General features: G+C 73.6%; 10 protein-coding genes. 7 read left to right on the top strand and 3 right to left on the bottom strand.

The window, feature by feature from the left end; translation table 11 throughout:
- Positions 1 to 24: 24 nt before the first annotated feature.
- On the bottom strand, positions 25 to 1083 hold the full coding sequence (thrC, locus tag ACFYWM_RS34235; RefSeq protein ID WP_389922494.1) for a threonine synthase: 1059 nt from the start codon (positions 1081 to 1083) through the stop codon (positions 25 to 27).
- A gap of 169 nt (positions 1084 to 1252) precedes the next feature.
- Between thrC and ACFYWM_RS34230 the strand changes: the two genes are divergently transcribed.
- Both ACFYWM_RS34230 and ACFYWM_RS34225 read left to right on the top strand, forming a co-directional pair.
- On the top strand, positions 1253 to 2875 hold the full coding sequence (locus ACFYWM_RS34230; RefSeq protein ID WP_389922491.1) for a glycosyltransferase: 1623 nt from the start codon (positions 1253 to 1255) through the stop codon (positions 2873 to 2875).
- 143 nt (positions 2876 to 3018) lie between these two features.
- Entirely contained in the window at positions 3019 to 3816 is a 798-nt protein-coding gene (locus ACFYWM_RS34225; RefSeq protein WP_389922488.1) for an SAM-dependent methyltransferase, read from the top strand.
- Here ACFYWM_RS34225 and ACFYWM_RS34220 read toward each other — a convergent pair.
- Positions 3800 to 5557: a glycosyltransferase family 2 protein gene (locus ACFYWM_RS34220; RefSeq protein WP_389922486.1), complete on the bottom strand. Its 1758-nt coding sequence runs from the start codon at positions 5555 to 5557 to the stop codon at positions 3800 to 3802. The two genes, ACFYWM_RS34225 and ACFYWM_RS34220, sit on opposite strands and share 17 nt — an antisense overlap.
- Before the next feature lie 440 nt (positions 5558 to 5997).
- On the opposite strand from ACFYWM_RS34220, the gene ACFYWM_RS34215 reads away from it, so the two are divergent.
- The 5 genes from ACFYWM_RS34215 (at position 5998) to helR (ending at position 14599) form a co-directional block, all read left to right on the top strand.
- Positions 5998 to 6480, top strand: coding sequence for a hypothetical protein (locus ACFYWM_RS34215; protein WP_389922483.1), 483 nt, complete (start codon positions 5998 to 6000; stop codon positions 6478 to 6480).
- Positions 6477 to 8210, top strand: coding sequence for a glycosyltransferase (locus tag ACFYWM_RS34210; RefSeq protein ID WP_389922480.1), 1734 nt, complete (start codon positions 6477 to 6479; stop codon positions 8208 to 8210). The genes ACFYWM_RS34215 and ACFYWM_RS34210 overlap by 4 nt, the downstream gene beginning before the upstream one ends.
- Positions 8210 to 10132 carry a glycosyltransferase gene (locus tag ACFYWM_RS34205; protein ID WP_389922477.1) on the top strand — a complete coding sequence of 641 codons (1923 nt, stop codon included), beginning with the start codon at positions 8210 to 8212 and terminating at the stop codon, positions 10130 to 10132. Before ACFYWM_RS34210 ends, ACFYWM_RS34205 begins: the two co-directional genes overlap by 1 nt.
- Entirely contained in the window at positions 10129 to 11946 is a 1818-nt protein-coding gene (locus ACFYWM_RS34200; RefSeq protein WP_389922475.1) for a glycosyltransferase, read from the top strand. Before ACFYWM_RS34205 ends, ACFYWM_RS34200 begins: the two co-directional genes overlap by 4 nt.
- A 499-nt stretch (positions 11947 to 12445) precedes the next feature.
- The gene (gene helR / locus ACFYWM_RS34195; protein ID WP_389922472.1) at positions 12446 to 14599 is read left to right on the top strand and encodes an RNA polymerase recycling motor ATPase HelR; all 2154 of its coding nucleotides are present in this window, start codon (positions 12446 to 12448) and stop codon (positions 14597 to 14599) included.
- Positions 14600 to 14643: 44 nt separating this feature from the next.
- Here the strand turns inward: helR and ACFYWM_RS34190 are convergent, their stop codons facing one another.
- Positions 14644 to 15480 (bottom strand): polysaccharide deacetylase family protein, encoded by an 837-nt coding sequence (locus ACFYWM_RS34190; RefSeq protein WP_389922467.1) that lies wholly within the window; start codon positions 15478 to 15480, stop codon positions 14644 to 14646.
- Between the last annotated feature and the right edge of the window lie 155 nt (positions 15481 to 15635).

Here is a 15635-nt window from a genome sequence, read left to right as displayed (position 1 = left end):
TCCTGGAAGAGTCATCGGGCCCCACTAGGCGAGTTCGAGGGCGGTGGCCGCGGCGTGCGCGTCGATCGGGATCGTCACCGGGGTGGGCGCGCCCGAGATCGCCCAGTCGGGGTCCTTGAGGCCGTTCCCGGTCACCGTGCACACGACGCGCTGCCCGGGCTCGACCAGCCCCTGCGCGTGGGCCTGCAGGAGGCCCGCCACGCTGGCGGCGGAGGCGAGCTCGACGAACACGCCCTCCTCCTGGGCGAGCAGCTTGTACGCGGCGGCGATCTGGCGGTCGGTGACGGCCTGGATGACACCGCCGGACTCGTCGCGGGCGGCCTCGGCGAGCTGCCAGGAGGCCGGGTTGCCGATGCGGATCGCGGTGGCGATCGTGTGCGGGTGGGTCACCGGCGCGCCGTTGACGATCGGCGCGGCGCCGCTGGCCTGGAAGCCGAACATGCGGGGCGTCCTCGTCGCGACGCCGTCCCCGGCGTACTCGGTGTAGCCCATCCAGTACGCCGAGATGTTGCCCGCGTTGCCGACCGGGATGCAGTGGATGTCGGGGGCGTCGCCGAGCGCGTCGACGATCTCGAAGGCGGCGGTCTTCTGGCCCTGGAGCCGGAACGGGTTCACCGAGTTGACCAGCGCGATCGGGTAGTTCTCCGACAGCTTCCTGGTCATCTCCAGGCAGTCGTCGAAGGAGCCCTCGACCTGGAGCAGCCTGGCCCCGTGGACCAGCGCCTGGGCCAGCTTGCCCATCGCGATCTTGCCGCGGGGCACCAGCACGGCGCAGGTCAGGCCCGCGCGGACCGCGTAGGCGGCGGCGGAGGCGCTGGTGTTGCCGGTCGAGGCGCAGATGACGGCCTTCGCCCCGTCCTCGACGGCCTTGCTGATGGCCATGGTCATGCCACGGTCCTTGAAGCTTCCGGTCGGGTTCAGGCCCTCGACCTTCAGGTAGACCTCGCAGCCGGTCAGCGCCGACACCCGGTGCGCCGGGACGAGCGGGGTGCCGCCCTCCAGGAGCGTGACGACGGGCGTCGCCGTGGTCACCGGAAGTCGGTCACGGTACTCCTCGATGAGGCCACGCCACGCCCTGGTCATGATTGCTCCTCACCGCGCGCGGCCGGTCCGTGCGCGTGCTACCTGCGGTATTGGGAACCGAGTCTACGGGCAACACGCTCGGCCCTGGGATGCGTTGTCCACCAAATGGACAAGCCGGGCGTCCTGTCTCCAGGGAACCCTAAGGATCGACCGGTATGGTCTGCGGGGCTTGACAGAGCTTGACAGCGGGGACCACGACAAGGGGTGTCACATCATGACGGGCGGCACGGCGGCGGACCTGCCACCGATCCGGCACAACGACTACTCGCCCCTGGACCCGCCCGCCCTCGGCGAGTGGGACCCGGAGCTCCCGGTGAGCGTGGTCATTCCGGCCCACGGCGGGCAGCACCGGCTCGATCTGACCCTCGCCGCGCTGGCCGCGCAGACCTACCCGGGTCACCTCATGGAGGTGATCGTGGTCGACGACGGCAGCGAGCCGCCGCTGCGGCTGCCGGAGATCGTCCCGGACGGCACCAGGATCGTGACCGCCGGCTCCTCCGGCTGGGGCATCGCCCACGCGGTGAACACCGGCGCCGCCCTCGCCGAAGGACAGATCATCCAGCGCCTCGACGCCGACATGGTCGTCTGCCGCGAGCACATCGAGGCCCTGGCCCGATGGCACCACCTGGCCGGATACCTGGTCACGATCGGCTCGAAGAAGTTCGTCGAGGAGCCGGCGCTGACGGCCGCGCGGGTGCACGAGGGCGTGCGCGCGGGCTCGCTGGGCTCCCTCTTCGACCTGTCGGGCGCCCTGCCCAGCTCCACCGAGCAGACGATCTCCCGCACCGACGGCCTGCGGGCCAGCCGCAACCCGTACCACGTGTGCACGGGGCCGACGGTGTCGATGCGGCGTGAGATCTTCCGGGCCGTGGGCGGGGTGGATCCCGGGGTGCTGCGCGGCGAGGACACCGAGTTCGCCTACCGGCTGGCCGCGCACGGTGTCGTCTTCGTCCCCGACATGGCCGCCCAGGCCGTCCATCTGGGACTTCCCGCCCAGCGCCGCGACCCTCGGCGGGCGGTGCGCGTCGTCGCCCCCTACCTGGCCCACCGGGTGCCGCTCCGCCGCGACCTGCGCAAGGACCGGGGACGGCACTGGCTGGTCCCGTACGTGGAGGTGGTGCTCCACGCCGACGGGCCCGAGGAGCGGGTGCGCGAGGCGGTGGGCGCCGCGCTCGACGGGTCGCTCGGCGACGTGGTCGTCACCCTGGTCGCCCCGTGGTCGAAACTGTCCGGCGACCGCCGTCCGGTGCTGGACGACCCTCTGTTCGACCTGCGGCTGCTGCGCGAGCACTTCGCCCACGACGAGCGGGTGCGCTTCGCCGACGAGGTCTCCGCCACCCCCGCCCCGATCCCGTTCCGCTACACGGGCCCGATCTCGGTCCCGCTGGGGCGCGACACGCTGGAGCGGATGATCCGCGCGATGCAGGAGGACCGCTCGGGCATGATCGTCGTCGGGCTCGGCGGTGACGGCGAGGCGACCCTGGAGCGGACCGAGGCGCTGGGCCGGGCGAGGCTGCTCGGCGCGGACGACGTCGCCGCCTCGATCCGGGCCACCCACGGCGTGCGGCGCGCCGAGCGGCCGGAGTTCTGGCCGGCCGAGCCCGCTCCCCCGGCCCCCACGGCTCCCCCGGCTCCCGCGCCGTCCCCCGCCCGGGTTCCGGCCTCGTCCGGGACGGCGGCAGGCGGACGGGAGGCCGCGCGGCCCTCGGTGGAGCGGGTCTCCGGGCAGGAGCAGCGCCAGGAGGGACGCGGTTCGTTCCTGGGGAGGCTTCGTACCGCTCTCAGGAACTGAGCGGGGCCGCGCGAGGAACACCCCCGGAACCGGGCGAGGGACGGCTGTGACGCGAACTCGCCCGTGTTGATAATGGCCTTTTTGATATTACAAGTGGCTATGATCTACGCAATTCTGGAAATGTCATTACCTGGGAGCGGCACATGGCCGACCAGATACCCAAGGGTGTCCAGACGCACATTCCCAACGTCGCCCGCATGTACGACTACTACCTCGGGGGCAAGGACAACTTTCCGGCGGACCGGCAGGCCGCGGAGAGGGCGTTGGAGATCGCCCCGGAGATCCGGCACGGCGCCCGCGCCAATCGCGCGTTCCTGAGGCGGACAATCGGTCTTCTCGTCTCGGCGGGGATCGACCAGTTCCTCGACCTCGGCGCCGGGCTGCCCACCCGGGACAACGTGCACCAGATCGCGGCCGGCGCCCGGATCGTCTACGTCGACAACGACCCGACCGTGCTCGTCCACGGCAGGGCGATCCTCGGCAAGAACGAGAACGTGACCATCGTCGAGGGGGACGTCCGCCGGCCCGGGGAGATCCTGGAGCACCCGGACGTGCGCGAGGCGATCGACTTCGACCGGCCCGTCGGGGTCCTCCTGCTGGCGATCATGCATTTCGTCCCGGACGCGCACGATCCCCCGGGCATCGTCGCCACCCTGCGCCGGGCCATGGCGCCCGGCAGCCACCTCGCCCTGTCCCACGTCGCGCTCGACGCCCGTCCGGAGGCCGCCGAGGGGGTGGTCAAGATCTATGACCAGGCCTCCGCCCCCCTGGTCATCCGTACCGGCAGGGAGATCGCCCGCCTGTTCGACGGTTTCGACCTGGTCGAGCCCGGGGTCGTCAACCTGCCCGAATGGCGCCCGGCGCCCGGCGCCGCCGTGCCCTACCGGGGCGCCGGCCCCTATTTCCTGGGGGGCGTCGGCGTCGTCAGCGGCGGCGGGTGATGACCCGTTTCACGGAGGTGAGCAGCCCGTACTGGACGACCTTCCTGGCGGCTGCCAGCTCCTTGCGCAGGGTGCCGACCTCGCGCCGCAGCTCGACCGTGCTCCTGCGCCAGCGACCGGCCTCGTCGCGCCACTTGGCCACCTGCTCGCGGAGCCGCTCCGCCTCCCTGGTGAGGCGGGCCACCTCGGCCGCCGCCTCCGCCCTGGCCCGGTAGGCGCCGCGACGGCCGGTGAGGACACCGGCCTCGGACGCGAACCCGTAGGTCTCGCCGTCCACCCAGATCACGCCGAAGGTGTCGTCCACGGCGGAGTCGAGGTCCTCCCCCTCCTCCAGCACGATCGCGGCGCGCGCGAACGCGGCGGCACGTTCCAGCCGCGCCCTGACCACCGCCCCGGCGCTCCCCCCGCTCCCCCCGGTCGCGCCGTCGTCCCCCTCGGCCAGCAGCACCGAGACCAGGCCGTACCCCTCGTCCCTGGCCAGGTCGAGCAGGCGGGCGAGGGTGTCCTCGCCGGGCACCCACCCGGCGGGCAGCCGCAGGCGGTACGGGACCGCCCAGGCGGGGCCGGGCGCGACGGGAACGGACGCGGCGGGAAGGGCCCGGACGGCGGGAACGGCGGGAACGGCGGGGACCTCGTCGGCGAAGCGGACCCTGGGCTCGTGGGCGTAGTGGCCGCGGATCAGCACCAGGTCCAGGTCGGGGTCCTTCAGGGGGGCACGCCCCTCGGCGCCGACGCGCTCCCACGGACCCGTGAGGGTGACCGCGACGTCGGGCAGGGTGCCCGCGAGCACGGCGTCGACGGTGGCGCGGACCTCGTCGTAGACGTAACCCTCGCGGCCCTCGCGGCCCTCCCGCCCCCCTCCGGGCTCGACGACCACCTCCACGTACGGCACCTTCCACTGCCTGGTCGGATGGGAGCGGAGCCAGCGGTAGGAGGGGATCCGGTCGGCCACGAAGGCGTGGCTGACCCGGTCGATCGGGGCCTTGTCGCGCATGCGCATCGTCGGGCCCAGGTGGAAGGCGCGCGACAGCGGCTCGGGCACGAAGACCGCGCCCGCCTGGGCGAGCCGGTAGCCCATCTCGGTGTCCTGGCCGAGGATCAGGTCGGTGTCCATCGGCCCCGCGGCGGCGAACAGCGCGGCGTTGACCGAGGTCGCGCCGCCGACGTGCAGGCTGAACGCGCGGTGCGGGTTGGCGGTGAGGCCGTCGGTGCGCTCGACGAGGTCGACCAGCCAGGCGTGCGGCTCGGCGGGCTCGAAGAGCTTGGCCAGGTCGTCGGCGGCGGCGACCACCTCGGGGGCGGGCAGCGCGGCCGGGGTGAAACGCAGGTAGCCGGTCACCACGAGGTACGGGGCCGCGTGGTGCCAGCGCATGTGCGCCTCGACCGACCTGCGGTCCAGGACCACGTCGGAGTCGAGCCAGTGGACCACGTCGCCGGTGGCGGCCGCCAGCCCGGCGTTGCGGGCGTGGGCGCGGCCGGGGACCGGGCAGAGGAGCAGGCGGGTGTCCGAGGGACGCAGGGCCGGCAGGCGCAGCGGCGGGTTGCTGCCGTTGTCGACCACGATGACCTCGGTCAGCGCCGCCGGGTAGGTCTGCGCGGCCAGCCCGGCGAGCGTGAGATCGAGTTTCTCCTGGTCGCCGTACGCGGGAACGACGACGCTGACCCGGAGCGAGGGGGTCAAGGAGCCCAGGGCGGGCGGCGTGAGGCTCCGGTAGTCGTTACCGGCGATCCGTGCTGTCATGGCGTTTCCAGGATCGGGCTCGGGCGGGGACCGCGCCACCGGTTCGGTACGACAGGCGGGAAACCGGTCTGGGAGGGCCGCCGGGGGTGCTCGGCGCCGGGGGTTCCGCGAACCTCGCGATCCCCGGGGGCGCCGTGAGGGCCGGGGGCGCACGCCCTCGGCAACGGCCGTGGGAGGCTCGCCGGGGCGGCGGGAGAGGGCGGGGGGAGGGCGGTCGGCTGCGCGGGCACGAGCGAAGGATAGCGAGGTGGGAAGATCCCTTCTCACCGCGCTTCCCCCTTGACATCGACGATGACCCTCGACCACTCACAGCTGTCACACAGGTCACAGGAACCTTCGAATTTCCTATTTATCGCCGTATTTGCACTTGGAGAGCCGATAGCCTCATTTACCACCCACAAGGACAAGTAACGACAGAGCGGCACGGAAGGTAAGCGCGGATGCCCACGCCCCGAAAACTGACGCTTCTGGCGGCGACACTCGGCCCGGTGTTCCTGATCGCGCTGACGCTGCTCGCGACCACCGGGATTCTCTCGGTCACGGCGGCCATCGTGCTCGGCGCGATCGCGACGCTGCTCGCCGTCCAGGTGCTGGCGGTCGCGACCGTACGCAGGGTCGACGGCAAGGCACAGCGGATCGACGCCCGGGTCAAGCGCTACGAGGCGGAGCTGGCCACGGTCAAGACGGCCGCCCAGCGCCTGGACCGGCGGCTGGACGAGATCGTCGAGCTGCTGAAGGAGCACGAGCGCAAGCGGGACGAGGACCTGCAGGCGATCCTGGTCTCCCTGGGCGAGGACCGGCTGGCCTCCGTACCCCGGCGCCAGGAGATCGAGAAGATCGTCCACGACCTGCTGCCGCGCCTGGGCGCGGCGGGGGCCGGGACCGAACGGACCACGGAGGAAAGAGCGAGGAGGGAGGCGTGACCGGCTCCGCCACCTCCGGCGCCACCCCGCCCGGCCACCCACGTGACGACCGGGACGACAGGGCCGACCGAAACGACTGCCCCGAGCGGGCCGACCACGCTGAGCGGGCCGCCGTCCCGCGTGCCAGGGTCGGGCACAACGACTACGGGACGCTGCTCCCGCCCGACCTGGGCGAATGGGAGCCCCGGCTCAGGGTGAGCGTGGTGATCCCGGCGCACGACTGCCAGGAGGCCCTGGACCGCACGCTCGCCGGGCTGGCCGCGCAGACCTACCCCGCGCATCTCGTGGAGGTGGTCGTCTCCGACGACGGCAGTGACCCGCCGCTGCGCGTCCCCGAGATCGCCCCGGCCAGCACCAGGCTCGTCCGGGTGCCCGAAGGCCGCTGGGGACGGGGCTGGGCCCGCCAGACCGGCGCCGCCACGGCGGCGGGCGACGTCCTGCACTGGGTCGACTCCGACATGATCCTTGACAGGGAGCACGTCGAGGCGCACATGCGCTGGCACCATCTCGTCCCCTACGCCGTCGTGATGGGCGACGTCCGCTTCACCCCCGACGGGGCCGCCCCCTCCGCCAGGGAGGTCCTCTCCGCGGTGGACGCGGGGGACGCGGAGAAGCTGTTCGACGAGTCCGCGCCGCACGAGTGGCGCGCCGGGGTGCTGGAGGAGACCCGATGGCTGCGGGACGCGGGCGCCGGGGCCTACCGGCTCCACTCGGGCGCCACCACCTCGGTCCCGGTGGCGCTGCTGCGCTCGGTCGGCGGGGTGAACACCACGCTGAACATGGGTGAGGACACCGATCTCGGCTTCCGTCTCGCGCAGGCGGGCGCGGTCTTCGTCCCCGACCCGCGTGCCCGTGCCTGGCACCTCGGGCCGTCCACGGTCATGATCCGGGAGAAGGAGGTGCACCGGCACAACTGGTCGGTGCTGCCCGACCTCATCCCCGACCTGCGCTGGCTGCGCACCCACCCGCGCAGGGCCTGGCTGGTGCCGTACGTGCACGTCGTCGTCGACGCCCGCGGCGCCTCCTACGAGGACGTGCGGGCGAGCGTGGACTCCGCGCTCGCGGGCACCCTCGTCGACGTCGCCGTCACCGTGGTCGGCCCCTGGACGGACCTCCCCGCCGGGCGCCGCCCCTCCCTCGACGAGCCGCTGCTCGACCTGCGCCTGGTGCGCAACCTGTACGTCCACGAGCCGCGCGTCTCCTTCACCGAGGAGGCGCCCGCGTGCTCGGCGCCCGCGCCGTTCAGGCTCACCGTCCCCGCCGGGTGGGCCCTCGGCGCCGACAGCCTCGCCGAACTGGTCAAGCTCGCGGAGAGCGAGGAGTACGGGCTGCTGAGCGCGGCGCTCGACGAGGGGGCCTCGGGGGTGAGGGCGGCCAGGTTCGAGCGCACCGCCGCCTTCGCCAGGGCCGCGCTGGTGAGCGAGGGCCCCGGTGGCGACGGGATCGACGACGCCGTCCACGAGATGTTCGGCTCGCTCTGGGTGAGCGCCGCCGAGGTCGGCGTGACGACCGCCGACGAGGCGGAGCCCGTCGCCGGGGACACCGCGAGGTGGCGGGCCGACTCCGCGCGCTGGAAGCGTGAGGCGGAGAGCCTCAAGGACGAGGTGGAGAGCCTCCGCGCCGAGACGGATCGGCTGCGGGCCGAGGCCGGGCGCCTGGCGGCCGAGCGGCGGCGCGGCCCGCTGGGAAAGATCACTTCTATGGCCAGGCGTCTGGGGAAGACCGGCTGATGTCCTTTCTGATCGATCTGGTCCGTGCCGCCCTGGAGCGGAACGGCAAGCGACGCGTCCTCGTCTACTGCGCGGGCTTCGAGACGCCCGGCGAGCTGGAGCCGTACGAGGTGATCGACCTCGACGGCGACCTCGACGGCATCCCGCGCCCGGAGGAGGGCGCCGGGGAGATCCTGGTGCTCGCCCGCACGCCGACCGACGTCCGCAGGGCCGCGAGCCTGCAGTCGCTGCTGCCCATGGCCCCCCGGGTCGTCGTCGCCGTACGGGAGACGCCGTACTGGTACACCGCGCCGGTGCTCGCCCCCACCCCCGCCCACCGCTGGCGCGCGCTCGTGGAGCTCCGCGTCCACCAGCCGAAGCAGCACGCCTGGGTGGTCGAGGCGAGCTTCTCCAAGCCGGTGCCCGCGGGGCGGACGCTCGCCGCGACCGCGAGGGCGTTCGGCGGGCACCGGATGGACGCCGTCGCCGGGCCCGTCGCCGGTCTGGCGGGACCGGGAGCGGCCCACTGGCGTCCCGGCGACCCGAACGCGGCCCCGGCCCCCCTGACCGGGCCCGTCCCCGACAGGTTCGGCGCCCGGGGCGCCGACCTGGTCGTGCGCGCGGTAGGCGAGGAGCCGCCGTCCTGGACCGGCGTCGAGGCCGCGGTGGACCGCCCGGTCGCCGGGCTGCTGACCTGGGAGAGGCTCGGCCGCCCCGGCGGCGGAAAGATCCTGGAGAACGGCCTGGGCGACCTGTCGGAGCCCTGGACCATCCCCCCGGTCGACGGCCGCTCGGTCAACCCGATGAACTTCGTCACCGTGCCGACCCTCGGCACGGCCGACCTGTCCTCCGAGTCCGGCCGCTGGGCGATCACCTGCGAGGGCAGGACGCTCACCACCTTCGACGCCTCCGGCCTCGTCACGGACGTGGACGTCAACCGGATCAGGCAGGTCAGGGGGGTACGGGTGGACTGGCGGCGCAGCCACACCGGCCCGGCCGCCGCGCTGCGGGTCGTGACGGGGCTGGCGGCGGCCGGGGTGCCCCTGGTCTCCGAGGCCGTGCCGCGCTGGGCGGGCGCCCTCGGCCCCGAGCTGGCCAGGCTGATCACCTCGGTCGACGTGCCCGCGCTCAAGGACGACCTGGAGCGCGAGGAGCACAGCATCCGGCTGCGCCGCGAGGCGCTGCGCGTCCACGGGGTCCGCGCCCGCTGGGAGCAGCTGGGCGCCCCCGTGGGGCCCGTGCCGACGGTCTCGGTGCTGCTCGTCACCCGCCGCCCGGACATGGTGGGCTTCGCGCTGGAGCAGCTGGCCAGGCAGCGCGGCGCCGAGTTCGAGGTGATCCTCGCGCTGCACGGGGTCCCCGCGACGCACCCCGGCGTGGCCGGGGCCCTGGCGGGCTTCGAGCGGCCGGTCACCGTGGTCGAGGCCGACGGCGGGACCGTCTTCGGGACCGTGCTGAACCAGGCCGCCGCCAGGGCCTCGGGGTCGTTCCTGCTGAAGATGGACGACGACGACTGGTACGGGCCCGACTTCGTCTCCGACCTGCTGCTGGCCCACTCCTACTCGGGCGCCCAGGTCGTGGGCATGGTCCCCGAGTTCGTCTATCTCGCCTCGATCGGGGTGACCGTCCACCGCGAGCAGATCACCGAGCAGATCACCAACTTCATCGCCGGGGGGACCATCTTCTCCGAACGTTCCGCCTTCGAGGCCGTGGGCGGCTTCCGCCCGATGCCCGGCACGATCGACGCCCAGTTCCAGCACGCCGTGCAGGCAGCGGGCGGGCAGATCTACCGTACCCAGGGCCTGGGCTACATCCTGCGGCGCGGCAACGTCGCCAACCACACCTGGCGCGAGCCGATCGGCACGTTCCTGCGGCGCAACAAGCGTCAGTGGCGCGGTTTCCGGCCCAGCGCGCTCATGGAACTCCCCCCGGAGGCGCCGTGAGCACGCCGCGAGCCCCTTTCGACGCGCCGTACGTGGGAGCGGTCCCGGCTGGAGGCGACGCGGACGTCCCGCGGATCCCCTCCCACGCGCCGTACGCGACACCGGAACCGGGCGTGGACGTCGCGCGGATCCCCGGCAACGACTACGGGGTGCTGGCCGCGCCCGCCCCGGGCACGTGGGAGCCGCGCCTGGCGGTGAGCGTGGTGATCCCCGCCAGGGGACGGCAGGACAGGCTCGACCTCACGCTGGCCGCGCTCGCCGCGCAGACCTACCCCTCCCACCTCCTTGAGGTGATCGTGGTGGACGACGGCAGCTCGCCCCCGCTCCGGCTCCCCGAGATCGCCCCGGAACGCACCCGGATCGTCGGCAACTCCCCCGGCCGCCGGGGCATCGCCCGGGCCCTGGAGACCGGCACGGCCGTCGCGGACGGCCAGGTGATCCACCGGATGGACTCCGACATCGTCTCCTACCGGAAGCACGTCGAGGCGCACATGCGCTGGCACCACCTGGCCGGCTACCTGGTGGTGCTGGGAACGCTGCGCTTCACCGCGATGGCGGGCATCCCGCCCACCCCCGCCGAGGTCCAGATCGCCGTCGCCAAGGACAGGGCGAACCTCCTCTTCGAGGAGGACCCCGAGCACGGGCACGACTGGATCGGCGAGCTCGTCGCCGCCCACCGCGGCTTCCGCGACGCGCCCAGCTCCCTGCTGCACCGCGTCCACGTGGGCGCGACGGTCTCGCTGCCCGCCGCCCTGCTGAGGGAGGCGGGAGGGCTGGACACCTCCCTCACCCTCGGCGAGGACACCGAGCTGGGCTACCGGCTCACCCAGACGGGCGCGGTGTTCGTCCCCGACGCCGAGGCGCTGAGCTGGCACCTGGGCACCACGACCGCGATGCGCAGGCCCGCGGACGTCAGGCGGCACAACGACCCGTTCATCGCCGACCGGGTCCCGTACCGGCGCCACCTGCGCACCGACGCGGGCCGGCAGTGGCTGGTCCCCTACGTCGACGTCGTGGTGGACGCCGCGGGCGCCTCCTTCGAGGACGTCAGGGCGAGCGTCGACGGGGCGCTGGCCAGCACGCTGCCCGACGTGCGCGTCACCCTGACCGGGCCGTGGGCGTCCCTGGCCGGCGAGCGCCCGGCCCCGCTGGACGACCCGCTGCTCGACCTGCGGCTGCTGCGCGGCCAGTACGCCCACGACGGCCGCGTCTCCTTCGCCGAGCGGGTCCCCGCGACCTCGGCGCCCGCGCCGTTCCGCCTGGTCTGCCCGGCCGGGTGGGTACCGGGCGCGGACTCGCTGGCCAGGCTGGTCGAGCAGGCCGAGCGGGACGACGAGGGCCTGCTGCTCGTGGCGCTGGACGAGGACGAGTCGGGGGTCCTCGCCGCCCGCCTGGAGCGGACCTCCGCTGTGGCCAGGGCGAGGCGCGTGATCCGCGAGGGCGAGCGGCTCGACGACGTGATCGCCGACCTGCACGGGGCGACCTGGCTGGACGCGGAGTCCTGGAAGCTGCGGCCCGCGGCGCGCGCGTACCCCTCCTGGGCCGTGAACCGCAACCGGGAGGCCGCGCACTGGCGGGCCGCGGCCGAGGCGCGCGCGAGGGAGGCCGAACGGGCCCAGCGGCAGGTCGCCGCCCTCAAGGCCGAGCTGAAGGAGCTGCGGGCCAGGGCAGCCAAGGGCAGCCGCGACACCGTCAGGTGGAAGGAGAAGGCCGAGCAGCGCCGCCTGGAGGCCGTCGCCCTGCGCCAGGCCCAGCAGCGCTCCCTGCTCGCCCGCGCCGCCCGTCGCCTGCGCAGGCTCACCGAGGGTTCCTGAGCGGGTTCCCGAGCGCGGGAGCGGCGGACGATCAAAAAGGGGAAAAGAGGAGCAATCACTCCTTTCCACTCTCAACGTATAGCGCACCGGGGGGCTTGCCACAAGACCCGGGTCATGCCTCAGAATCGTCGGCCGAGGCTGGAACCTGCGGAAACCGGGGGCATGGAATGCGTGTGTTGTTGTCGGCGTACGGGCCGGGCGGGGGCGTCGAACCGCCGCCGGGACTCGCGGCGCGGTCGCGAGAAACGGGACTCGCGGCGCGGTCGCGAGAAACGGGACTCGCGGCGCGGTCGCGAGAAACGGGACTCGCGGCGCGGTCGCGGGAAACGGGACTCGCGGCGCGGTCGCGAGAAGCGGGGCTCGCTGTGCGGTCGCGAGAACCGGGACTCGGGACGGGCGCGAGGGGTGTGGCGGATGTGGCGGGTGTGACGAGCATGACACGGTCGTGGGACTCAGGGCTCGCGGCGCGGTCGTGGGAGTCCGGCGCGGGGGTGGTGAGGTGAACCCGTTGTCCACCAGCGCGTTCGACCTTCCCGGCCACCTCGCGCCCAAGGCCGACCCGACGCTGATCGCCGGTGACGAGCGGCACTTCGCGGCCATCGCCGAGAGCCTCAATCGCTCGATCGCCGACCTGTCCGACCGGCTCGACGCCGAGCGCAGGGCTCCCGGCGGCAAGGGCCGGCAGGTGCTGGACCGGGACCTGGAGATCCACCGGCTCACCTCCCGCCTGCGCGCGCTGCGCCGCTTCGGCCTGGACCTGTGCCTCGGGCGCATGGTCGGCGCGGACGACCCCGAGCCCGTGTACGTCGGGCGGCTCGGCCTCACCGACGGCGAGGGCCGCCGGCTGCTGGTCGACTGGCGCTCCCCGGCGGCCGAGCCGTTCTTCGGGGCCACCCACGCCAACCCGATGGGCCTGGCGAGCCGTCGCAGGTACCGCTGGACCCGCGGCCGGATCAGCGACTACTGGGACGAGGTGTTCACCCCGGACGGGTTCGAGGGGCACGCCGCGCTCGACGACCAGTCCGCCTTCATCGCCAGCCTGGGCGGCGACCGGTCGCCCCGGATGCGGGACGTGCTCGGCACCATCCAGGCCGACCAGGACGCCGTCATCCGCGCGGGGTCGCGCGGCGCCCTCGTCGTCGACGGCGGTCCGGGCACGGGGAAGACCGTCGTCGCCCTGCACCGCTCCGCCTACCTCCTCTACTCCGACCCCCGTCTCGGCCACCGCCGGGGCGGCGTGCTGTTCGTCGGCCCGCACCAGCCCTACCTGGCGTACGTCGCCGACGTCCTCCCCAGCCTGGGGGAGGAGGGCGTGCGGACCTGCACCCTGCGGGACCTCGTCGCCGAGGGGGCCTCGGCGACGGTCGAGGCCGACCCGGAGGTGGCCCTGCTGAAGTCGTCCGCGGACCTGGTGCGGGCGATCGAACCGGCCGTCAGGTTCTACGAGAACCCGCCCGCCAAGGGGATGACGGTCACGACCCACTGGTCGGACGTCTGGCTGAGCGCCGAGGACTGGGCCGAGGCGTTCGAGGCCCCGGAACCCGGCACCCCCCACAACGAGGCGCGCGACCGGATCTGGGAGGCACTGCTCACGATCCTGATGGACAAGCACGACGACGACGTCCCGGCCGACCAGCTCCGCGGGTCGCTGCTGCGGGACAGGGAGCTGCTCACGGCCCTCAACCGCGCCTGGCCGCTGATCGAGGCGGCCGACCTCGTCGGAGACCTGTGGTCGGTACCGGCCTACCTGCGGTTGTGCGCCCCCTGGCTCGGCCCCGAGGACGTAAGGAGGCTGCAGCGCGAGGACGCCCAGGCGTGGACGGTGTCCGACCTGCCGCTCCTGGACGCGGCACGGCAGCGGCTCGGCGACCCGGAGGCGTCACGGCGCAGGCGCCGGCACGAGGCCTCCGTCGCCGCCCGGCGCGAGGAGATGGCCAGGGTCGTCGACATCCTGCTGGAGGCCGACGACGACGGCGAGGGCGCGGTGACGATGCTGCACGGCCAGGACATCAGGGACGCCCTGGTCGACGAGGCCGGGCTGCCCGGCGCCGGCGCCGACCCCGACCTGCTCGCCGGGCCGTTCGCGCACATCGTCGTGGACGAGGCCCAGGAACTGACCGACGCGGAATGGCAGATGCTGCTGCTGCGCTGCCCGTCCCGGAGCTTCACGATCGTCGGCGACCGCGCCCAGGCCAGGCACGGGTTCACCGAGTCGTGGCGGGAGCGGCTCGAACGGGTCGGGATCGACCGGGTGGACCTGGCCTCCCTGAGCGTCAACTACCGGACGCCCGAGGAGATCATGGCGGAGGCCGAGCCGGTCATCCGGGCCGTGCTTCCGGACGCCAACGTGCCGGCCTCCATCCGTGGCGGCGGCGTCCCGGTCGTCCACGGGCCCGCCTCGGACCTGGGCCCGATCCTCGACGCCTGGCTCGCCGGACACGCCGACGGGATCGCCTGCGTCATCGGCGACCCCACGTTCCGGGCGACGCCCCGCGTCCGGTCGCTCACCCCGGAGCTGTCGAAGGGGCTGGAGTTCGACCTGGTCGTCCTCGTCGACCCGGAGGCGTTCGGCGAGGGCGTCGAGGGGGCGGTGGACCGCTACGTCGCGATGACCCGGGCGACCCAGCGGCTCGTCGTCCTCACGAGCTCCTGACGTTCTCGTACGGGACGGTCCTGTGCCGTCCCGTACGGGAAAAGTCACAGGGGGCGGTAGCGGGCACCGACGGCGCTCTGCAGGGTCCGCACGACCGTGCCGTGGGACTTGCGGCTCACCAGCCAGTCGAGAAATTGGCCCAGGAGCTCGGGAGTCGTCGAGTAGAGGCCGCAGTCGTCGCAGACGCGGTGGAACACCAGCGGGACCAGCCCGCCCCCGCCCTTCTCGGCGTTGAGGACCTGCTGCTTCATGTGCCGCAGCAGGGTGTCCTCGCGGACGGAGCCCGGCGTGCGGATGTCGTAGCGGTTCTTCGGGCGGAGGGACTCACCGGGCGGGCAGCCGGGGCAGCCCCACTCCTTGAGCCCGCCGACCCCGCGCGCCGCGTCGTAGCCGCACCGCCGCGCCACCGCCATGGCGTCGGAGTCGACCGCGCCGAACGGGTAGGCGAGGGTGGTGGGCCGGTACCCCCACGCCACCAGCGTCCTGCGGTCGTCGCAGATCTGGCCCTCCTGCTCGCTCCGGGTCAGCTCGGTGAGGCGGACGTGGGTCAGCGTGTGCCCGCCGATCTCGTGGCCCTTCCTCGCGATCTGGGCGAGCTCGCGCCGGGTCAGCTTCTGCTCGCCGCCCACGGTCTCGGTGTTGATGTAAAACGTTCCACGCATCCCGCGTCTCTCCAGCATGCGGGCCACGGCGGGGTGGGTGGAGTCGCCGTCGTCGAAGGTGAGGGCGACGACCGTGGCGGCCTTCCTCGCGGGCCGCTCGGCCGCCGCGTGGGCGGCCGGGCCCAGCGTCACCACGGCGGCCAGCGCCGTGGCGGCCGCCACCGCCCGGCGAAAGACCTTCGCGGTGAGCTTCCCCTCACGGAACGGCAAATAAAGCATGAAAGCACCTTATAAGCCGATAGAGGCCACCAAATGATCCGTTATCAAACGCCCAGGAACCCGATGCCGAGCCGGCATGACACGGGGACCGCGTGGGCCGGGCGGCCCCGGACCGGGCACCGGGCCCGAACCGGACAGGCCGGGCCCCGGCGGGG

Origin of the sequence: Streptosporangium sp. NPDC002721, from assembly GCF_042888905.1 — a bacterium.
GTDB lineage: Bacteria > Actinomycetota > Actinomycetes > Streptosporangiales > Streptosporangiaceae > Streptosporangium.
The sequence above is the reverse complement of the archived record's forward strand: the minus strand, read 5'-3'. Positions and strand labels throughout refer to the sequence as shown.